Source organism: Latilactobacillus parafuchuensis (assembly GCF_055271665.1).
Map to the genome: position 1 here is coordinate 1,940,754 of NZ_CM143875.1, position 19,751 is coordinate 1,960,504.

Sequence of the window (19,751 nt, forward strand, 5' to 3'; positions counted from 1 at the left end):
TTTGATTTTTTTATGGATGCAGTCACATTAAGAGGACGCAAAGAAGGATTTGAGTTAAATATTGACGCAGGGGCTGATTTCGATCAGGCCTTGTTGGCGTTGGCCGAATTATTAACCAAAATCCGTCAGGAACAACCAACATTGGGCTCCGACAAAATTGAATTGGAATTAACGACTGGCTTACGGCTGTTAAACGAAGCACAAGAAGCCGCCTTGCAAACGACGCTAGCACGCTTTCCAGAATTCCAAGTCAATCGGATTCAATCATTAGTGATGACGATTGAGGAAGCGACGGCGCAACGAGAAGCTGATCGGCTCCACGTTGAACCAAATGTGTTACGGAGTGGCCAGGAAGTGAACTACGACGGCGACGTGTTGTTTGTCGGCAATTTACATCAAGGTGCAACCGTTAAAGCCTCAGGGAGTATTTTTGTTCTCGGGGAAGTCGCTGGGATTGTTCATGCTGGTTATCCTGATAATCCAGAAGCTGTGATTGCTGGGGATTTATCACACGCGGTGCAATTACGAATTGCGGATGCGGTGGAAATTCTTGATCATAAAAAAAATCAATTCACTGCGCAAAGTATGAGTTACATTAATGATTTACACGTGATTGATTATGGAGCGATAACGGATTTAAAACAAATCAATCCAAAATTATATCGTAAAATGAAGGAGCAATAACTATGGGAACTGCTTTAGTGATTACATCGGGTAAAGGTGGCGTTGGTAAAACAACTTCGAGTGCGAACATTGGGACCGCACTAGCCCTTTTAGATAAAAAAGTTTGTCTGCTTGATTTAGACATTGGTTTGCGTAATTTAGACGTCGTTTTGGGCCTCAGCAACCGGATTATTTATGATATCGTGGATGTTGCACAGGGTCGCGCGAAGTTACACCAAGCTTTAATCAAAGACAAACGTTTTGATGAAAAACTATATTTATTGCCCGCTGCTCAAAATGCGGATAAAGAAGCGCTTGAACCCGAAGAAGTGACGGCGATTGTCAATGAACTTAAAGAAGAATTTGATTTCGTGATTCTGGATTGTCCAGCCGGAATTGAATCCGGGTTTAAAAATGCGATTGCTGGTGCTGATGGGGCGATTGTAATTGCGACCCCAGAAATTTCTTCCGTCAGTGATGCTGATCGGGTGGTTGGTTTGTTAGAAGAACATGAAATGCAAATTGCACCCCGCTTAGTGATCAACCGAATTCGCCGCCACATGATGAATGAAGGCGAAACGATGGATGTTGATGAAATTACGAAGCATCTATCGATTCCGTTATTGGGGATTGTTTTTGATGACGATGCGGTCATTAAGACGTCCAATGCGGGTGAACCAATCGTTTTAGATCCTAAAAATTCAGCGAGCCAAGGCTACCGCAACATTGCCCGCCGTTTATTAGGTGAAACCGTGCCATTGATGACGTTAAAGGAACGGAAAGTCGGCTTCTGGGCACGCCTTTTCGGTCGTAAATAATTAAACTGGTTGACTTTTCAGAAAATATCGACTAGAATAATCACAATACTTGAAACTGTGAACGGACCAAATTAATTTAAGGGAAACAGAGAGCTGACGTTTGGTGGAAGTCAGACCGTTAAAATTAATGGCACATCCGTGAGTTGATTATCTGAACCAATAGTAAGATAATCCGTTAGCCCGTTATCGCTGTAGTTTTAAAACTACATAAGTTTAGACGATGTGAGTCGTTTATTAAACTGAGGTGGAACCGCGATAAATTCGTCCTCTTGGAGTAATCCGAGGGGACTTTTTTGTTGCATTTAGAACTACGTGAGTTGTTGATTGTAAGGTCAACAAGTATTTGAGGTGGAACCGCGATTAGTCGCCCTCTTTGTGTTTAGGCACGAAGAGGGCTTTTTTATTTGAACGCTTGAAAGGAGCACAATATGATTCAATATAGTTTATCGATTTTACCAGCATTATTAAGTGGGGCTAAGATGACCCTCGCCATTTTCAGTTTAACCGTCTTAGGTTCGATTCCGTTAGGCTTGTTTTTAAGCTTAGGGTTATTAGCCAAGTTTAAACCGCTCAATTATTTATTGAATATCTATGTTTGGTTGATGCGGGGCACGCCGTTACTATTGCAACTGATTTTTATTTTTTACGGGCTACCGGTCGTCGGGATTGTCTTTGATCGTTTTGATGCAGCATTGATTGCGTTCATCTTAAATTATGCGGCCTACTTTGCCGAAATTTTCCGCGGTGGGTTTCAAGCCGTCGATGGCAATCAAATTGAAGCGGCTCATGTGTTAGGTTTAACCTACCCACAAACAATTCGTAAAATCATCGTGCCCCAGACGGTTAAAATTGTGTTGCCGTCCGTCGGCAATGAAGTGATTAACTTAATCAAGGATTCATCCCTAGTGTATGTGATTGGGATTGGCGATTTGCTACGGGCCGGCAATGTTGCCAGTGCGCGCGATGTCAATTTATTACCACTGGTGCTAGTGGCGATTGTTTATCTATTATTAACTGCGATTTGTACCGGGGTTTTGCGTCAATTAGAACGCTACTATCGCTATTACCGTTAAGGAGGGTTTCAGATGTTTCAATTAGTCAATATTAATCAATCTTTTAAAGGTCGGCCAATTTTAACCGATTTAAATTTAACGGTCGAAAGTGGCCAAATCCTGGCAATTGTGGGGCCCAGTGGTGCGGGTAAATCAACGTTATTACGGTTGATGAGTGGGTTAGACCAACCGGATAGCGGTCAATTTATCATTGATGGCGAAGCCTACGAACCGAGTGCGGCTGAAAAAGAAGGTCGAATCGGCGTTGTTTTTCAAGATTTCCGGCTATTTCCACATTTGTCAGTTTTAGAAAACGTCACATTAGCCCCTAAAATGGTTAAAAAAATGGCGAAAGCAACGGCGCAAACGGCTGGCCAACAGCTATTGACCCAACTAGGCTTAGCAAACCAGAGCAGCGCTTATCCATTTCAATTATCAGGTGGCCAACGCCAACGGGTTGCGATTGCGCGAGCACTTGCGATGCAACCTGAGATTCTCTGTTATGATGAGCCAACCAGTGCACTAGATCCATCGCTAGTTGAAAGTGTGGCGCAATTAATTCTGGATTTAAAAAAACGTGAAATGACTCAAATTGTCGTCACTCATGATATTCAATTTGCGCATAAGATTGCGGATCAAATCTTCGAATTACAGCCAAACGAGGTTTAACAATATGAAGAAAATAGTAACGTTATTGACCATCTTATTCGGCAGTGTCTTGTTGCTGGCCGGATGTGGGCCAAACCACCAACAAGATCAGTGGGCCAGTATTCAAAAAAAACAAAAAATTGTGATTGGGATCGACGATAGTTTTGTCCCGATGACTTATCGGGCTAAAAATGGTCAATTAACCGGTTTTGATATTGAGTTAGCGCGCGCCATTTTTAAAGGCAGTGGGATTAAAATTGATTTTCAAACGATTGATTGGGACATGAAGGAAACTGAACTCAACAATCAAACGATCGATTTGATTTGGAGTGGTTATTCTAAAACGGCGCAGCGGGCTAAACGAGTGGCCTTCAGTACACCCTATTTAACCAACCACCAAATGATTGTCTCACTTAAAAGCCAACCAATTAATCAGATTGCCGATTTAACGGGCCAAAAATTAGGCGTTCAAACCGGTTCTTCTGGTATGGAACAATTGGATAGTCGGCCAACAATTCTGAAGCAGAAGATTGCACAAAAGACAGCAATCTTATATGATACTTATAATAACGCGTTTATTGATTTACAAGCGAAGCGCATTGATGGGTTGTTAATCGATGAAGTCTATGCTGATTTTGAAATTAAAGCGCGTCAAAATGGGGCCGATTTTCAAGCGATTAAATCGCCGTTTGCAGCTGAACAATTTGCGGTTGGCATGCGACCTCAAGATAAAAAATTACGCCAATTTATTAATCAGCGCTACGCGACCTTGAAAGCCAACGGACAACTAGCAAAGATTCAAGCAAAATGGTTTAAAAAGTAGGGTGAAGTGAGCATGACAGCCATCGTTATTTGGGGCATCGTCATCATTGTTGTGGTGAATACGTTTGGGGCCATTATCACGGTATTTCGGCAACAACGGGATATTGCGGCGACTTGGGCGTGGTTATTAGTTTTAATTTTATTGCCAATTGTTGGTTTTATTTTGTACCTCTTTTTTGGTCAAAAAATATCCGAAGAAAAAATTTATGATTTAAAAACGCAAGCTCGGCTCGGAATTGACCAACGAGTGACTGAACAAAAGGCGCGGATGCGAGAATTGAAAACGCAAGCTGAACCAACGCTATCCCCTGAAATCCAAAGTCTGATTAATCTTTTCTTGGTGTCGAATACGGCGGTTTTAACGCGCGAAAATCAGGTGTCGGTCTTAACGGAACTACCTGAGGCGTATCAACGCTTATTAATTGATATTAACAGTGCACGTGACCATGTTCATCTCGAATACTACGCCTTCTTTGAATCCGCTCATGGGAAGCAACTGGTCAACTTACTGGCTTATAAGGCCCAACAGGGGGTCAAGGTCCGCGTAATTTACGATGCGTTTGGTTCTCAGAAAATTTCGCGGCATTTTTTTAAACCCTTACTGAAAGCGGGCGGACAGGTGACACCGTTTTTTAGCTCCAAATTTCGGTTCATTAATTTTCGGTTTAACTTTCGAAATCATCGGCAATTTGCGATTATTGACGGTAATACCGCGTTTTTAGGCGATTTTAACCAGTTTAATTATTACCGTGGCTCATTAGCCCGGGATACCCGTTTAAAGATCACCGGTGATGGCGTATTGTCCTTTCAAGCCCGTTTTTTTATGGACTGGAACGCTGCAACGCGTCAATCCAAAGTTTATTATAGCCCAGCCTATTTTCCAACGTCGGCTGAACACGGGACGACTAATATGCAACTCGTTTCTGGGGGACCCGATCGAGAACTGCCTGAAATTAAATTAGGTTTCTTAAAAACAATTGCGGCCGCTAAAAAACGGCTGTGGATTCAAACACCGTATTTTATTCCGGATGATTCGGTACTGGCAGCCTTAGTATTAGCGATTAATTCGGGAGTCACGGTTAAAATTATGATTCCTGAAAATCCGAAACACCGACTAGTCCATCAGGCCAATCTCTACTATGCACGCCAAATTGTGAGAGCCGGCGGACAGGTCTATCTATACCAGTCTAGTGGTTTCCGCGTGCGCGCAATGATGATTGATGGTCAACTAGCAGCAATCGGTACGGCTAACCTAGATATCCGCAGTTTTAAGTTGAATTTTGAAACGACCTGTTTCTTATACGATCCATCCTTAACGACCCAATTAGAACAAGATTTTCAAATTGATCTCAAGTTGTGCTTGCCATTGACTAAACAGCGCTTGGCACAACAGACGACGGGTCAACGGATGAGACAAGACCTCGCTAGATTATTAGCACCGATTTTATAAAACAAAAATAGCGAACCATCCAAGATTGATTGGACGGTTCGCTGTTTTTGATTATTTAAAGTAATTCGTTAAACCGTTGTAAACGGCCGTGGCGACTTGTTCTTGGTAACTACTGCTACTAATGTAATTAAAATCAGTATCGTTGTTGATGTAACCTAATTCAAGTAAGACAGAAGGGCGTTTATTATCACGGAGCACTTGATAGTTGCCGTATTCAATCCCCCGATTAGTTAACGGCAAGGTTTTCGTCTGCGCATTAATCGCTTTAGCCAGCGTGTTATCCTTGCTGCTTGAATAGTAATAGGTCGTGGTCCCACTGGCTTCATTGGCATTGGTACTCGAATCAAAATGAATACTGATGAACGCATCCGCTTTAATTTTATTGGCGACAACCGGCCGGGGAGCGAGATCGATAAATTTATCAGATGAGCGCGTTAAGACGACGTTTGCGCCAGCCGCCCGTAATTTCTTCGCAATTGCATTAACCGTTTCAAGCGTGTAAGTTTTTTCATACTTATCACCCGTTGAAAGGGCACCAACATCGCTACCACCATGACCGGCATCTAAGACGATTGTGGCTTCAGAAAGGGAAGTGGCACTTGTTTTGACGACCTCATTGGTTGATGAGGGGGTCACGACCCAACTAGCAACATAACCGGTATTACCGTCAGCATCCTTGACCTGATACCATAAACCACTTTTACTAACATAGGTTAGCTTGGTATTGGCGGCATAGGTTTTGGAATAGTCGTAAGTCGTGGCGGGACCGCTACGTAACTTCGTATCATTCAACTGCGTCGTGACTGATTGAATATCGGTCGATGTTTGCGTGGTTGAACTAGAATCAGCGGTGGTGGTTGTTTTTTGAACCGTCGTTGGGGCGTCATTAGTGACGCTGATTAAACTACTTTGGACCCAACCAACGGCGTTATTATATTTAATCTGACTCCAACCATTCTGTTGATATAAGACGGTAATTTGATCGCCTTTATTTAGTTTCCCCAATAACTGACTAGTCGAATTACTACTCTTGCGGACATTGGCAAACGTATAGGTGACCTTGGCCACCCGGTTAGAGGTCGCACTGACTTCGGTATTGTCGACTAACCAACTCGCGACCCAACCGATTTTATCACCACTTAAACGGACCTGATACCAATTATTTTTCTGGGAAATGACATTCATAGATTCGCCTTTACTGGCTTGTTCCATCACATCATACGATAATCCGGGACCCTGACGAACATTGACGACGTTTGCTTTGATTGTAATCTGCTGATAAGTTGCTAAGACGTGTGTGGCAAAAAGGCCTACACCAACGATGATTAGCAACAATATGACGGCTGGATAGCGTTTCAGCCAATTCAAAGGTTTTTGCATTTCTTCAACACCTTTGTTAAATTTATTTTAGTAGGTAATTCATATTATTAATTATAGCAAAAATCCGCGTATTCTAAAGGGATAAGCTAAAAAAATTACAAAAAATTCAAGAAATATTGACTTTTGGCGGAAATAACGTTAATCTTATAGCAACAGAATAACTTATGACCGTTGATGGAGCAATAATAAACCACCCAAACAGAGAGATTTCAATGCTGAAAGAAATCACGTGGCACCTGACAGCTTTTGAGGTTCGTGTTTAGCAATAAACACCGTTGGCAACAACGTTATGATCAAGCAAAAATTAAGGTGGTACCGTGCAGATTAAGCACCCTTGTTCAACAACAGGGGTGCTTTTTTGTTTGGTATCTATTTTGGAGGAATGAAAGATGGGCTATCAAAAGCCAAAAGGCACTGCTGACATCTTACCTGGCGAATCCAGCCAATGGCAACTTGTCGAAAAAACCGCACGTGATATTTTTAATCGTTATCAATTTAAGGAAATTCGGACACCGCTTTTTGAAAGCTATGATGTTTTCTCACGGAGTTCGGGTGATACGTCCGATATTGTCAGTAAAGAAATGTATGACTTTATGGATAAAGGGGACCGCCACATCGCGCTCCGTCCTGAAGGAACTGCCGGCGTTGTCCGGGCCTTTGTTGAAAACAAACTCTACGGTCCTGAACATCAAAAACCTTACAAGGTCTATTACATGGGACCGATGTTTCGTTATGAACGACCCCAATCAGGCCGTCAACGTCAATTTCATCAAATTGGGGTCGAAGCCTTTGGTGCTGATAGTCCCGCAGTAGATGTCGAAGTCATCAGCATGGCGATGACCTTGTTGCGCGAATACCAAATTACCGATTTGAAACTCGCGATTAATACGTTGGGTGATGCTGATAGTCGCGCGGCTTATCATGAAGCGCTCGTCAGCTATTTAGAACCCCATTTTGACGAATTAAGTGCTGATTCTAAGGTTAGATTGTACAAAAATCCATTACGGGTTTTAGATAGTAAAGATGCCAAGGATCAAGAAATTGTGAAAGACGCACCGGTGATTTTGGATTACTTGACGGATGACGCTAAGGCGCATTTCGCGACGGTTAAACAACTATTGGATACGCTAAAGATTCCGTATGAAATTGATACTGAAATGGTGCGCGGTCTGGATTACTATAACCATACCATTTTTGAAATCATGACCAACAATAAGGTGCTCGGTCGTGGTTATACGACAATTTTAGCGGGTGGTCGTTATAACGGGCTAGTCGAACAACTTGGCGGTCCTGCAATGGCCGGTTGTGGATTTGGTTTAGGCGTTGAACGCTTATTACTCCTAATGAACGCCCAAAATGACCAACTGGTGGTTGAAACACCATTAGATGCTTACGTAGTTGGGATTGGAATTGAAACCAGTCCAACGACTTTACAAATTGTTGAAAGTATTCGCCAAGCCGGCTTTACGGCGGATCGTGATTATTTAGATCGCAAACCCAAAGCGCAATTTAAAACGGCTAATAAGCTCAACGCTCAATTAGTGATTACGATTGGTGAATCAGAATTAGAAGAACAAAGCGCACACGTTAAAAATATGGTCAGTGGTGTTGAAATTACGGTAGCCATGGCTGACTTACTAACTGATTTTAAGGCAGTCCAAGCACAAATTGCTGCCCAAGGAGAGAATGCATAATGAAAACAGGGACAACTTACAATGGTTTAGTCAATGACAGTTTTATCGGTCAAACAGTGACCTTACACGGTTGGGTTCAAAAACGCCGGAGTTTAGGCAATTTAATCTTCGTTGATCTTCGTGATCGCGAAGGCATCGTTCAATTGGTTTTCAATCAGGATCAACCTGAAGTATTAGCCTTGGCCAATACGTTGCGGAATGAATACGTGATTGAAGTCACTGGTTTAGTTCAAGCTCGTGATGCAGCTGCGATTAATCCGGATATGCAGACTGGTAAAGTTGAAGTGATCGTTAGTGAATTAACGATTTTAAATGAAGCCAAGAATTTACCGTTTGAAATTAAAGATGGTATTACAACGGCTGAAGAAACTAAATTAAAATACCGTTATTTAGATTTACGTCGGCCTGAAATGCAACAAGCCATCATCCGTCGTTCAAAGATTACCCAAGCGGCCCATAAATACTTGGATAACAACGGCTTTTTAAACATTGAAACGCCTAATTTAACGCGTTCAACACCAGAAGGCGCTCGGGATTATTTGGTGCCTTCACGGGTTTATCCAGGGAGCTTTTATGCGCTACCTCAATCTCCCCAAGTTTTCAAACAATTATTAATGGATGCTGGCTTTGATCGTTATTATCAAATGGCCCGTTGTTTCCGTGATGAAGATTTACGTGGTGACCGTCAACCTGAATTTACGCAAATCGATGTGGAAACGTCGTTTATGAGCGCTGAAGAAATTCAAACGCAAGCAGAAGGTATCATCAAACAAGTCATGCAAGATGTTATGGGAATTGATGTGCCAACACCATTCAAACGCATGAACTGGCAAGATGCGATGGACCGTTATGGTTCAGACAAGCCCGATATTCGTTTTGATTTAGAAATTCAAGATTTAACCGACATGATGAAAACCAGCTCATTCAAGGTCTTCAGTGAGACTGCCAATAATGGTAACCTGGTCCGCGCCATCGTTGTTCCTGGTGGGGCTGAAAAGTATTCTCGTAAAAAGATGGACGAACAAACGGATTACATCAAGCGTTACGGTGCTAAAGGCCTCGCTTGGGTTAAAGTGGCCGATGGTGAATTAACCGGTCCAACCGCTAAGTTCTTAAAGGAACAAACGAGTGAATTATTAACGACATTATCGGCCAAAGATGGTGATTTAATCATGTTCGTTGCCGATAAATTCCAAGTCGTTTGTGATAGCTTAGGTTATTTACGGAAACATTTTGCCCATGAAATGGGCTTAGTCGATGAATCACAATTCGCCTATCTATGGGTCGTTGACTGGCCATTATTCGAATACGACGAAGGTTTTGGTCGCTGGATTGCAGCTCACCATCCCTTCACGCGTCCGAACGATACCGATATTGATTTATTAGAAACGGATCCGCATAAAGCCCACGCGCAATCATACGATATTATTTTAAACGGTTACGAATTAGGTGGCGGTTCACTCCGTATCTATCAACGTGATGTCCAAGAAAAGATGTTTAAAGCGTTAGATATTACGCCTGAAACGGCCGAAGAACAATTTGGTCATTTATTAAGTGCCATGGACTATGGTTTCCCACCACATGGTGGCTTTGCGATTGGCTTAGATCGCTTCGCCATGTTATTATCTGATCGTGATAACATTCGCGACGTAATTGCTTTTCCTAAAAATTCACACGCCTCAGAACCAATGACGAGTGCACCTAGCCGAGTGGCTGACGCACAATTAGATGAATTAGGTTTGGAAGTTGAACCAGAAGTTAGGGCAGAATTAGACAAGTAAGTGTGTTGAGTTGCGGGTAGCAATCGAGCATTAACAGAAAATTATCTAGTTATCTTGATTTTAAGATAACTGGATAATTTTAGGTTAAGCGGAGGTTGTTGCAACTCAAAAACACGTTATCCTTGCCTATCAAGTTGAAAAATCCGTTTATCCTGAATTTAGGGATAAGTGGATTTTTTGATTTGAACGGAAATTGATGAGTTCTGACGCGTGTTAACGAGAAATGTTCGTTTAGATCAGAATACTGAGATTTCTGTCACAGCTTGGCCCTTTTTTGAGCAGATTAATCGTAATTCACCGCTGAATGGTTATAATTAGGAACACAAAGGGGTGTTGTGTGATGTCAGAAGACTTAAGAAACCAATTAACACCAGAACAATATGCAGTCACTCAAGAAGGTGCGACTGAAGCGCCGTTTACTGGGCAATATGATCAATTCGAGCGACCCGGCATCTACGTCGATGTTGTCAGTCATGAACCGCTATTTAGTTCACTCGATAAATACGATGCCGGCTGTGGTTGGCCGTCTTTTACGAAACCGATTGAAAAGCTGGCCGAAAAACGCGATCAATCCTTCGGCATGGAACGCGTTGAAGTTCGTAGTCGTCAAGCGAAGTCCCATTTAGGCCATGTTTTTACCGACGGACCCCAAGCACAAGGTGGGTTACGCTATTGCATTAATTCGGCCGCTTTAAAATTTGTTCCGTTGGCTGAGCTAGAACAAGCTGGTCTCGGCCAATACCAATCGCTATTTGAAGGAGGTCGTGCATGATGGCAGTCGAGACCGCAATCTTTGCAGGAGGTTGTTTTTGGTGTATGGTGCAGCCGTTTGACCAACAACCCGGGATTTTAAAAGTCGTTTCCGGTTATACTGGCGGCCACGTCCCCAATCCAACCTATGAACAAGTCTGTACCCATCAAACGGGCCATACTGAAGCCGTTGAGATTACTTTTGATTCGGCCATTATCACTTATGCGGATTTAGTCGAAATTTATTGGCGACAGACTGATCCTACCGATGCGATGGGTCAGTTCCAAGATCGCGGTGATAGTTATCGACCGGTCATCTTTGTCAATTCAGAAGCCCAACGAACGATTGCGATGGATTCTAAAAAAGCATTAGTGGAGAGTGGTCGTTTTCAAGCGCCAATTGTGACTCAAATCGAAACCGCCAAACCGTTTTATCCAGCGGAAGACTATCACCAAGATTTCTATCAGAAAAACCCATTCAGAGCTGAATTGGGTGAAATTCAACGCAAAAAATTTATTCATGAGAATTGGTCCGATTAATTCTAATAAAACCTTTAGTATTAACTGATGATGTGCTAGAATGGTAGACATCAAAAGTGAATGATAGGTGATTATTAAGTGGACGATCTAGCACGGAAACATCAAAATATGGCCAAGATTTCGGCGGCCATTTTATACGGGATTTGTGTCTCAATTGCATTGAATTTTTTCTGGGAAGAAGGTGGCGTTTACGCCTCGGGCATTACCGGGTTCGCGCAATTTATTCATACGGTAACGGGGCGTTTTATGCCGTTTACATTATCAACGTCTTTGATGATTTTCTTGCTAAACGTGCCACTATTTGTTATTGCGTGGTTTAAAATTGGGCACCATTTTACAATTTACACTTTTATTGCCGTTGTCTTCTCCAGTATTATGGTTCAGATTATGCCATTGACCCAATTAACGACTAATCCGATCATCTGTGCGATTTTCGGGGGCGTCATTAACGGTTTCGGGACTGGGACGGCGTTGAAAAATGATATCTCGACCGGTGGACTCGATATTATTGGGATTGTCCTGCGAAAGAAGACCGGGCGTTCGGTGGGGACGATAAACATTATCTTTAATGTGATTTTAGTCTTCGCCGCTGGCTTCATCTTCGGGTGGGAACATGCCCTTTACAGTATCTTGAGTATCTTTGTTAATGGTAAAGTAATCGACATGGTTTATACGCGTCAACAAAAGATGCAGGTTATGATTATTACCGATAATCCCAAAGTCGTGATTCAAATGATTCAAGACGAAATGCGTCGCGGGATTACGATTGTTCATGATGTTGAAGGGGCGTATAATCGTGAAGAAAAAACAATGCTCTTTACGGTCATCTCACGGTTTGAAATGCATGATTTAGAAGCCGTCATGAAAAAGGCGGATGATCACGCCTTCGTCAGTATTACCGAGGCCGTCAAAATTATGGGTCATTTCTACGAAGCTAAAATTAAATAAACGATTTAACCAGTCAATTCATCTTAACGGATGCGTTGGCTTTTTTTAATGACACTATTTTGTGGGGCTAACTAATTTAACGAATGGATGGGTTAATTGACAAGGTATCAAATTTAAATCTGAAACGGGCTTAAAATCCGTCTCTCAGCATTCAGTGTTGAACAACGCCGGTGCATCAACCTTCTGTCAGAAATGAATTTAAGTAATTTGAGCGCACGCTTTTGGATAAAAGCGTGCGCTTAAAAAGCTGTTAAATCAACGATTATAAGGCGTGCAAAAAGTCACCGCACGGTTTATAATAATAATGAGTAAAAGCGTGCGTTAAAACCAAGGAGAATTATGGCTAAAAAAAGACGAAAACACAATACGATCAATGTCCAACCTTTACGGACAAATGACGATATTGAAGATATGAAAGTTATTTTACGACACATGACGATGGGCCCCCGTAATCAGTTATTATTTCTGGTCGGCATCAATACCGGTTTACGCTGTTCGGATATTGTTGAACTTAAAGTCGAGACGGTTAAACAGGATAATCCGTTAATTCGTGAAAAGAAAACGGGCAAGTGGCGGCAAATTAGTTTAGTAGCATTGCGACCCTATATTATGAGTTATCTGGAGCAAGCGGGACTAGCTGATGCCGACTGGTTATTTCCAAGTCGCGTCGGTGACGGCCATATCACGCGTAACGGCGTTTATCGTTTTTTAAACGTCGCAGCGGACCAATTAGGTCGGCATGATATCGGGACCCATACAATGCGGAAAACGTATGGTTATTGGTTCTACAAAAAATATGGTGACGTGCGATCGTTAATGATTGATTTTGGGCACGCTTCACAGGAAATTACGTTGCATTATATTGGGATTACCCAAGATGAAGTGCTACAGAAGAAACAACAACTCTTGATTGGTTTGTAATTTAATAGGAAAGTATTCAAAAAGGGGCCGATTTTATTTTAAAATCAGTCCCTTTTTATAGGTCAAATCTTGCATTTTAAACCGCTATCTGTGACAATCAAAGTATCAAGCAATTCATGGAGGTTGTATTATGTTATTAGGAAGTCACGTTAGTATGAAAGGCAAACCGATGTTACTCGGTTCAGCCGAAGATGCCGCTCAATTTGGGGCCAATGCGTTTATGATTTATACGGGCGCTCCTCAGAATACCCGGCGGAAACCGATTGAAGAACTGAATATTGACGCTGCGAAATCGTATATGACTGAACACCAATTGGGCCCAATCGTGGTGCATGCGCCCTATATCATTAATTTAGGCAACACGATTAAACCTGAGAACTTTAAGTTCGCCGTTGAATTCTTGCAACAAGAAGTTTTGCGAGCTGAAGCCGTTGGGGCAACTCAAATCGTCTTACATCCGGGCGCTCACGTTGGTGCAGGTGCTGACGCGGGTATTCAACAAATTATCAAAGGGTTAAACGAAGTACTCCGACCAGAGCAGACGGCGCACATTGCGTTAGAAACGATGGCGGGTAAGGGGACCGAAGTCGGGCGGTCGTTTGACGAAATTGCCAAAATGATTGACGGTGTCACGTATAACGAAAAACTATCGGTGACGTTTGATACTTGTCACACAAATGATGCGGGTTACGATGTTAAAAATAATTTTGATGCGGTGCTCAATCAATTTGATCAGATTATCGGTCTTGACCGCTTACAAGTCGTCCATCTAAACGATTCTAAAAATCCAATGGGTGCGCACAAAGACCGGCACGCTAATATTGGTTTTGGTGAAATTGGCTTCGATGCTTTAAATGCAATTTGTCACCATCCCCAATTAACCAACGTGCCTAAGATTCTTGAAACACCCTACGTTGGTGCGGATAAGAAACATAATTTTGCACCCTATGCTTATGAAATTGCGATGCTTAAAGCGGGGCAATTCGATCCAGGTTTATTGACAACAATCGAAGCCAATGAAGGTCAGCTATGAAAACCGGCCGATTGATTACTTGGCTCAGTTTATTGGGATTCGTCTTCCTCGCGAACGGCATAAAACCAGTCCAAGCCGCTGATACCTATAAGATTAACCAATACCAGACCCAGGTTAATGTCCAATCGGATGGGAGTGCGCAGGTGGAACAGCGGATTCGATTCAAGATTGAAGACGATATTAACGGGATTTACATCAATCAGGATTTAAGCACTAAAACTGGCAAAACAAAACAGCTCGAACAACCGCAAATTAGCGTCAATCAACAAGCGTTTACGGCCGGTGGTAATCAAACGGGACAATACGAATTAACCAATGATCAACAGGTTTATCGTTTTAAACTCTATCAACCGGCAACCGATGGCGATACGTTAAACGTGGTTCTAAAATACCGTTTAACCAATTTAATCATCAATTATCGCGATACGGCCGAACTGAATTGGCGGGTGATTGGGACTGGTTGGGATAGCGATTTAGACAACGTCGCAATCACTATTCAACTGCCTAAAAAGTTGGCTAAAGATCAATTGAAATCATGGACGCATGGTGATTTAGCCGGCCAGCAAGTTGTTGATGCAGCTAAAGGTCAGGTTAAAATCACGCTAGATAGCAACCCGGCCAATCAAATGTTGGAAAGTCATTTGATTTTCCCAACGGGTGTTACGGCGACTAATCCGAATCGGGTTGATCAAAATAAACGGGCAGCGATTTTGAAAGCTGAAAAGGCCTTAGCCGAAAAAGCGAATCGACAACGCCAAATGCAACGTAAAATGGTTGTGATTCTTTCGGTGATACTGGTTGTGATTGCCCCAATTGGCATCTGGTTGATTGCGCGGCACGTCAAAAAGGCGTTACCGAAACAATCTTACAGTACCAATCATCCCGAGCATGTTTATGAATTACCAGATAAAAATGGGCCCGCTGTCGTTCAATATTTATTGAATTATCCGGGACCTAAAGATACCAAAACCGATAGTTTGTCAGCGACAATTTTAGATTTAGTCGCGCGGCGTCACTTGGCGATTAAAGAAGTTCCCGCAACGACGGGCCTGTTTCATAAAAATAAAGTGACCTATCAAATACAGTTGATTGATCAAACACAACTAACGCAATCAGAACAGTCACTCGTGCATTGGTTATTTGACATCATTGGTGATCAAGGCCAAGTCACGTTGGAACAAGTTGAGGCCTATCCTAAGAAACATAACCAAGAACGCTTTTTGAAAGCGTACAAAGCTTGGCAAACGGCTGTTCAAGAAGAAGCGGTCCAAACGGGTTGGCTACTGGCTAAAGCACAATCCACAGTGACGTATGTCACGGGCTGGTTAGTCGTTAGTATTGTTTTATTAGTGGCTAGCATTGGTGGTTCGTTAATTGGTTTGCTGTTACCTTGGAGCATCCTTAGTAGCGTTATACTAGTTGGTTATTGTGCTTGGCAACTCAAACATCTAAAGCTCTGGTCAACAATTGGCGATCAAAAGCGCTATGAATGGTTAGGGTTCAAGCAAATGCTCAAGGATATTACGAGTCTTGATATGGCGGCGGTGACAGATGTCATTTTGTGGGACCGTTATCTCAGTTATGCGACTGCTTTTGGGGTGGCTGATCGCGTGATTAAAGCGTTAAAAGTCCAATTCAGTACTGAAGTCATTGCGACCATGCCACTTGGTTATTATTATGGTGGCTTCTATGGCGTCAATATGGGGCAATCATTCAATCAAGCCCTCGATCACAGTTTTAGTACGGCCTTCAGTGTTGCTAACGCTACTAGTGTCTCAGGGGGGTCCGGCGGGTTCTCCGGCGGATCATCAGGTGGCTTCGGTGGCGGTTCTGGCGGTGGCACATTCTAAATTGAGTAAGTGTGTTGAGTTGCGGTTAGCAACCGAGTGCTCACACCCACGGTTTGATTCTGAGTATAGCCTAGAATTGTGAATTATGACTGGTTTTAGTCATGATTTGCGATTCGTAGCTAGACGGAAGAAGTTGGCTGAGAAGCACGTTATCAATTGCCTATCAAGTTAAAAAAAGCTGATTATCCCGAATTGTCAGGATAATCAGCTTTTTTGGTGTGACTGATTAAAAATTGGCGTGATGGTTAATCGGTCCGAAACGGTGACCAACGGCAATTGGATTAGCAATCGCCGTATGGACGAATTTTTTAGCGGTTCGGATGGCAGCTTCCACCGAAGCCCCTTTAGCGATTTCGGCACAGATACAAGCCGATAAAGAATCACCAGTCCCGTTAATATGGGTCGTTTGAATATAATCTTCGGTTAACCAGAACTGTTGACCATCCGCTAATTGGACGTAATCACTAATTATCGTTTGGTTTTCAGTGTGTTGGCCTTTAATCATGACGTTTTTAGCGCCCATCGCCATCAATTGATCGGCCGCTAATTGGTAATCGGTGGGGGTCTCAATCGTGAGATTGGTTAATTTTTGAGCTTCATAGAAGTTGGGTGTGATAACAGTTGCCAACGGGATTAATTGGGCTTTTAAAGTTTCAAACGCGGCATCTTCGAGTAATAAAGCACCGTGTTTCGTGACAATCACCGGATCTAGCACTAATGGTCCGAAATCATATTGCTTTAAGTTAGCAACAACCGTCTCAATAATCGCGGCATCGTCTAACATCCCAGTCTTACAAGCCCGGACTTTAAAATCATCCGCAATCGCTTGGAATTCAGTATCGATAAACGCATTCGGCAAAGAATGACTGGCGTGAATCCCGTATGAATTACCAGCCACACAGGCGGTTAAAACACTCATCCCATAAACATGACGAGCTAAAAAAGTGTTTAAATCGGCTTGAGCACCGGCACTCCCATCAGAATCGGAACCAGCGATGGTCATTACTTGGGGAAAATCATTTAGCATTAGGGCAACCTCTCTCTTTTTAACGACTTGAGGAACATACTTTAAAGTATAAGCGTTTATTGCTAAATCACAAACATTATTTACCCTAATTGCGCTAGTTTCGGGTATACTAACGATATAGATTATAATAATTATTATCTGGAGGAAATTATGGGACAACTATGCATTAAAGACGTCAGTTATAACGTTGATCAGCAACCGATTTTAAAGTCGCTTGATTTAACGGTAGCATCGGGCGAATACGTGACGCTGACGGGGCCGTCCGGTAGTGGTAAAAGCACCTTATTGAAGTTAATTGCCAGTTTATTAACACCGACGAGTGGCACGATTCAGTTAGATGATTGTCAAATTGAGACAATCACGCCTAGTGAATACCGCAAGCGGGTTTCTTATTGTTTTCAACAGCCGACTTTATTTGGGGAAACAGTGGCTGATAATCTGAATTTTCCGTTCGAGATTCGCCAATTACCAGTTGACAATGATTTAATTTTAGAACGGTTACAGCAAGTTGGTTTGACCGCCCTTTATTTAACCAAGCAGGTGACCGCCCTTTCTGGCGGTGAAAAACAGCGCGTGGCTTTGATTCGTAATTTATTATTTAAACCGGAAGTTTTGTTACTCGATGAAGTTACCACAGGGTTAGACGCCGCTAATAAAGCGATTGTTGATCAATTAATTACTGATTATAACGAAATTGAAGGGGTGACCGTCATCAGTGTCACCCATGATCAACAAGAATTACAACGAAAGGGCCGCCAGTTAACCATGGTTGCTGGCCAATGGGCAACTACTCATGAATTTAGCCGTTAATCCGTTATCGTTAACTTTTGCAATTTCCTTAGTTTTTGTCGCGTTAATCATCAGTTTCCATGAAAAGATTGGTTTAGAAAAAGATCTCGTTTTCAGTGTTATTCGGGCCGTGATTCAATTAATCGTGGTTGGTTATTTATTAAAGTTTATTTTTCACATCGATCACGTTTGGCTGACGTTAATCATGATGCTGATTATTATCGGTAACGCAGCGTTGAATGCGCGTAAGAGAGCGGCTGGTTTACGCAATGCCGGTTATATTTCGTTAATGGCCATTATGACGAGTACCGGGGTGACGTTGGGTCTACTTGTGTTATCTGGGGCGATTAAGTTTATGCCGGCGCAAATCATTCCAATTACGGGGATGATTGCCTCGAATTCGATGGTCGCGATTGGGCTCAGCTATCGGAGTATGTTGACCAGTTTTAAAGATCAACGCCAAGCCGTTTTAGAACGGTTAGCGTTGGGGGCTACTTTGAAGCAAGCTTCGATTGCGATTGTCCGTAATAGTATTAAAACGGGGATGGCACCGACGATTGATTCAGCTAAAACTGTCGGATTGGTTAGTCTACCGGGGATGATGTCCGGTTTGATTTTTGCGGGGATTGATCCGGTCAAAGCCATTATGTACCAAATTTTGGTGACGTTTATGTTGTTATCGGCGACGAGTTTAGGTTCCGTGATTGCTTGTTACTTAGCCTACCACTCATTCTACAATCAACAACAACAATTGATTGATATGACGACAAATAAAAAAGATTAGGCCAACGCCTAATCTTTTTTGCTTTTATTTTTGAACCAATAATAGAGACCAAAGGGGACTAAATTTTCAGTTCCTTTTCTAATCCGTTGAATATTTTCACGATGGCGATAGAAGAAGAAGAGTAAGACAATCAGGGTAATCACTTCTAATAGCGGATCTTGATAATACGTAAAGGCAATAATGGTTACCAAGGTGATGCCCAACATACTCGCAATACTGACCATACTCGTGATTAAAATCAAACTCACAAAAATGGCACTCGCAATTAGGAAGAAGGGTGGGTTATACGCGAGTAGAATCCCAGCACTTGTCGCAACGGCCTTACCCCCTTTAAATTTAATAAAGATAGAGTAGGCGTGGCCGAAGACCGCCGCCATCCCGACAATCAGAATTAACGAATGACAGTGTAAATTAAAGATGATTGGCAAGCTAGCGGCCAACGTCCCCTTTAAAATATCTAAACATAAGACGACTGTCCCGGCGATTGGGCCTAAAACCCGGTAGGAATTGGTGGTCCCAATATTATGACTGCCGGCATCGCGCGGATCTTTATGACAGAAAACCCGGCCAATAATCACCCCGGATGGGAAGGCACCGATTAAATAAGCTAAGATAAAGATAAGACCTAATTTCATATAAAAAACTCCTAGTAAACCGATTTGTTTTATTCATTCTATCATTTTGACAAAGGAAAGTGAATATTGTATGTTAGAATAGATTGCTACGAACATACATTTGGATGTTTAATCAATTTGAAATTAGGGATTGTCAAATCACTAAAAGTTGTTGATAATATAACTT

General features: G+C 42.4%; 19 protein-coding genes and 1 other annotated feature. Of the genes, 16 read left to right on the forward strand and 3 right to left on the reverse strand.

Going from position 1 to position 19,751, the window contains the following annotated elements; genetic code table 11:
* The first annotated feature begins 12 nt into the window (after positions 1-12).
* The 6 genes from ACVPPQ_RS09630 (at position 13) to cls (ending at position 5,453) form a co-directional block, all read left to right on the forward strand.
* Positions 13-684, forward strand: a complete 672-nt coding sequence (locus ACVPPQ_RS09630) for a septum site-determining protein MinC (protein ID WP_463494288.1) — start codon at positions 13-15, stop codon at positions 682-684.
* A gap of 2 nt (positions 685-686) precedes the next feature.
* Entirely contained in the window at positions 687-1,481 is a 795-nt protein-coding gene (gene minD / locus ACVPPQ_RS09635) for a septum site-determining protein MinD (protein WP_056950026.1), read from the forward strand.
* Between the two features lie 48 nt (positions 1,482-1,529).
* Positions 1,530-1,753: a binding site (T-box leader), on the forward strand.
* A 156-nt stretch (positions 1,754-1,909) separates the two neighbouring features.
* Positions 1,910-2,554: an amino acid ABC transporter permease gene (locus ACVPPQ_RS09640; RefSeq protein WP_463494290.1), complete on the forward strand. Its 645-nt coding sequence runs from the start codon at positions 1,910-1,912 to the stop codon at positions 2,552-2,554.
* Positions 2,555-2,566: 12 nt separating this feature from the next.
* Positions 2,567-3,202, forward strand: a complete 636-nt coding sequence (locus ACVPPQ_RS09645; protein ID WP_463494292.1) for an amino acid ABC transporter ATP-binding protein — start codon at positions 2,567-2,569, stop codon at positions 3,200-3,202.
* A gap of 4 nt (positions 3,203-3,206) precedes the next feature.
* Positions 3,207-4,004, forward strand: coding sequence for an amino acid ABC transporter substrate-binding protein (locus ACVPPQ_RS09650; protein ID WP_463494294.1), 798 nt, complete (start codon positions 3,207-3,209; stop codon positions 4,002-4,004).
* Positions 4,005-4,016: 12 nt separating this feature from the next.
* Positions 4,017-5,453 (forward strand): cardiolipin synthase, encoded by a 1,437-nt coding sequence (gene cls / locus ACVPPQ_RS09655; RefSeq protein ID WP_463494296.1) that lies wholly within the window; start codon positions 4,017-4,019, stop codon positions 5,451-5,453.
* A gap of 51 nt (positions 5,454-5,504) precedes the next feature.
* On the opposite strand, the gene ACVPPQ_RS09660 is transcribed toward cls, so the two are convergent.
* Positions 5,505-6,833, reverse strand: a complete 1,329-nt coding sequence (locus ACVPPQ_RS09660; protein ID WP_463494297.1) for an N-acetylmuramoyl-L-alanine amidase — start codon at positions 6,831-6,833, stop codon at positions 5,505-5,507.
* A 389-nt stretch (positions 6,834-7,222) separates the two neighbouring features.
* On the opposite strand from ACVPPQ_RS09660, the gene hisS reads away from it, so the two are divergent.
* The 8 genes from hisS to ACVPPQ_RS09700 all read left to right on the forward strand — a co-directional run bounded on the left by hisS (position 7,223) and on the right by ACVPPQ_RS09700 (position 16,350).
* Complete coding sequence (gene hisS / locus ACVPPQ_RS09665) at positions 7,223-8,527, forward strand: histidine--tRNA ligase (protein WP_463494299.1); 1,305 nt, start codon at positions 7,223-7,225, stop codon at positions 8,525-8,527.
* The gene (aspS, locus tag ACVPPQ_RS09670; RefSeq protein ID WP_463494300.1) at positions 8,527-10,308 is read left to right on the forward strand and encodes an aspartate--tRNA ligase; all 1,782 of its coding nucleotides are present in this window, start codon (positions 8,527-8,529) and stop codon (positions 10,306-10,308) included. Before hisS ends, aspS begins: the two co-directional genes overlap by 1 nt.
* A 340-nt stretch (positions 10,309-10,648) precedes the next feature.
* Positions 10,649-11,080 carry a peptide-methionine (R)-S-oxide reductase MsrB gene (msrB, locus tag ACVPPQ_RS09675; RefSeq protein ID WP_463494301.1) on the forward strand — a complete coding sequence of 144 codons (432 nt, stop codon included), beginning with the start codon at positions 10,649-10,651 and terminating at the stop codon, positions 11,078-11,080.
* Positions 11,080-11,598 (forward strand): peptide-methionine (S)-S-oxide reductase MsrA, encoded by a 519-nt coding sequence (gene msrA / locus ACVPPQ_RS09680; protein ID WP_463494303.1) that lies wholly within the window; start codon positions 11,080-11,082, stop codon positions 11,596-11,598. The genes msrB and msrA overlap by 1 nt, the downstream gene beginning before the upstream one ends.
* A gap of 108 nt (positions 11,599-11,706) precedes the next feature.
* Positions 11,707-12,546 (forward strand): YitT family protein, encoded by an 840-nt coding sequence (locus ACVPPQ_RS09685; RefSeq protein ID WP_463496360.1) that lies wholly within the window; start codon positions 11,707-11,709, stop codon positions 12,544-12,546.
* Positions 12,547-12,885: 339 nt separating this feature from the next.
* Positions 12,886-13,467 carry a tyrosine-type recombinase/integrase gene (locus ACVPPQ_RS09690; protein ID WP_463494305.1) on the forward strand — a complete coding sequence of 194 codons (582 nt, stop codon included), beginning with the start codon at positions 12,886-12,888 and terminating at the stop codon, positions 13,465-13,467.
* Positions 13,468-13,597: 130 nt separating this feature from the next.
* Positions 13,598-14,500 carry a deoxyribonuclease IV gene (locus tag ACVPPQ_RS09695; RefSeq protein ID WP_463494307.1) on the forward strand — a complete coding sequence of 301 codons (903 nt, stop codon included), beginning with the start codon at positions 13,598-13,600 and terminating at the stop codon, positions 14,498-14,500.
* Entirely contained in the window at positions 14,497-16,350 is a 1,854-nt protein-coding gene (locus ACVPPQ_RS09700) for a DUF2207 domain-containing protein (protein ID WP_463494309.1), read from the forward strand. Before ACVPPQ_RS09695 ends, ACVPPQ_RS09700 begins: the two co-directional genes overlap by 4 nt.
* A gap of 226 nt (positions 16,351-16,576) precedes the next feature.
* On the opposite strand, the gene thiD is transcribed toward ACVPPQ_RS09700, so the two are convergent.
* Positions 16,577-17,377 (reverse strand): bifunctional hydroxymethylpyrimidine kinase/phosphomethylpyrimidine kinase, encoded by an 801-nt coding sequence (gene thiD, locus ACVPPQ_RS09705; RefSeq protein ID WP_463494311.1) that lies wholly within the window; start codon positions 17,375-17,377, stop codon positions 16,577-16,579.
* Positions 17,378-17,527: 150 nt separating this feature from the next.
* On the opposite strand from thiD, the gene ACVPPQ_RS09710 reads away from it, so the two are divergent.
* Together ACVPPQ_RS09710 and ACVPPQ_RS09715 are read left to right on the forward strand one after the other, a co-directional pair.
* Positions 17,528-18,187 carry an ABC transporter ATP-binding protein gene (locus ACVPPQ_RS09710; protein WP_463494313.1) on the forward strand — a complete coding sequence of 220 codons (660 nt, stop codon included), beginning with the start codon at positions 17,528-17,530 and terminating at the stop codon, positions 18,185-18,187.
* Positions 18,171-18,950, forward strand: coding sequence for an ABC transporter permease (locus ACVPPQ_RS09715; protein WP_025082608.1), 780 nt, complete (start codon positions 18,171-18,173; stop codon positions 18,948-18,950). The genes ACVPPQ_RS09710 and ACVPPQ_RS09715 overlap by 17 nt, the downstream gene beginning before the upstream one ends.
* An 8-nt stretch (positions 18,951-18,958) precedes the next feature.
* Here the strand turns inward: ACVPPQ_RS09715 and plsY are convergent, their stop codons facing one another.
* On the reverse strand, positions 18,959-19,585 hold the full coding sequence (plsY, locus tag ACVPPQ_RS09720; RefSeq protein ID WP_463494316.1) for a glycerol-3-phosphate 1-O-acyltransferase PlsY: 627 nt from the start codon (positions 19,583-19,585) through the stop codon (positions 18,959-18,961).
* Between the last annotated feature and the right edge of the window lie 166 nt (positions 19,586-19,751).

What these genes read in the sequence shown, in the direction of transcription:
- ACVPPQ_RS09685 (WP_463496360.1), top strand. Translation starts at nt 11,707, where the DNA reads ATGGCCAAGATTTCGGCGGCCATTTTATACGGGATTTGTGTCTCAATT.
- ACVPPQ_RS09640 (WP_463494290.1), top strand. Translation starts at nt 1,910, where the DNA reads ATGATTCAATATAGTTTATCGATTTTACCAGCATTATTAAGTGGGGCT.
- ACVPPQ_RS09700 (WP_463494309.1), top strand. Translation starts at nt 14,497, where the DNA reads ATGAAAACCGGCCGATTGATTACTTGGCTCAGTTTATTGGGATTCGTC.
- cls (WP_463494296.1), top strand. Translation starts at nt 4,017, where the DNA reads ATGACAGCCATCGTTATTTGGGGCATCGTCATCATTGTTGTGGTGAAT.
- plsY (WP_463494316.1), bottom strand. Translation starts at nt 19,585, where the DNA reads ATGAAATTAGGTCTTATCTTTATCTTAGCTTATTTAATCGGTGCCTTC.
- ACVPPQ_RS09645 (WP_463494292.1), top strand. Translation starts at nt 2,567, where the DNA reads ATGTTTCAATTAGTCAATATTAATCAATCTTTTAAAGGTCGGCCAATT.
- ACVPPQ_RS09690 (WP_463494305.1), top strand. Translation starts at nt 12,886, where the DNA reads ATGGCTAAAAAAAGACGAAAACACAATACGATCAATGTCCAACCTTTA.
- aspS (WP_463494300.1), top strand. Translation starts at nt 8,527, where the DNA reads ATGAAAACAGGGACAACTTACAATGGTTTAGTCAATGACAGTTTTATC.
- ACVPPQ_RS09715 (WP_025082608.1), top strand. Translation starts at nt 18,171, where the DNA reads ATGAATTTAGCCGTTAATCCGTTATCGTTAACTTTTGCAATTTCCTTA.
- ACVPPQ_RS09630 (WP_463494288.1), top strand. Translation starts at nt 13, where the DNA reads ATGGATGCAGTCACATTAAGAGGACGCAAAGAAGGATTTGAGTTAAAT.
- minD (WP_056950026.1), top strand. Translation starts at nt 687, where the DNA reads ATGGGAACTGCTTTAGTGATTACATCGGGTAAAGGTGGCGTTGGTAAA.
- msrA (WP_463494303.1), top strand. Translation starts at nt 11,080, where the DNA reads ATGGCAGTCGAGACCGCAATCTTTGCAGGAGGTTGTTTTTGGTGTATG.
- ACVPPQ_RS09710 (WP_463494313.1), top strand. Translation starts at nt 17,528, where the DNA reads ATGGGACAACTATGCATTAAAGACGTCAGTTATAACGTTGATCAGCAA.
- hisS (WP_463494299.1), top strand. Translation starts at nt 7,223, where the DNA reads ATGGGCTATCAAAAGCCAAAAGGCACTGCTGACATCTTACCTGGCGAA.
- ACVPPQ_RS09660 (WP_463494297.1), bottom strand. Translation starts at nt 6,833, where the DNA reads ATGCAAAAACCTTTGAATTGGCTGAAACGCTATCCAGCCGTCATATTG.
- thiD (WP_463494311.1), bottom strand. Translation starts at nt 17,377, where the DNA reads ATGCTAAATGATTTTCCCCAAGTAATGACCATCGCTGGTTCCGATTCT.
- ACVPPQ_RS09650 (WP_463494294.1), top strand. Translation starts at nt 3,207, where the DNA reads ATGAAGAAAATAGTAACGTTATTGACCATCTTATTCGGCAGTGTCTTG.
- ACVPPQ_RS09695 (WP_463494307.1), top strand. Translation starts at nt 13,598, where the DNA reads ATGTTATTAGGAAGTCACGTTAGTATGAAAGGCAAACCGATGTTACTC.
- msrB (WP_463494301.1), top strand. Translation starts at nt 10,649, where the DNA reads ATGTCAGAAGACTTAAGAAACCAATTAACACCAGAACAATATGCAGTC.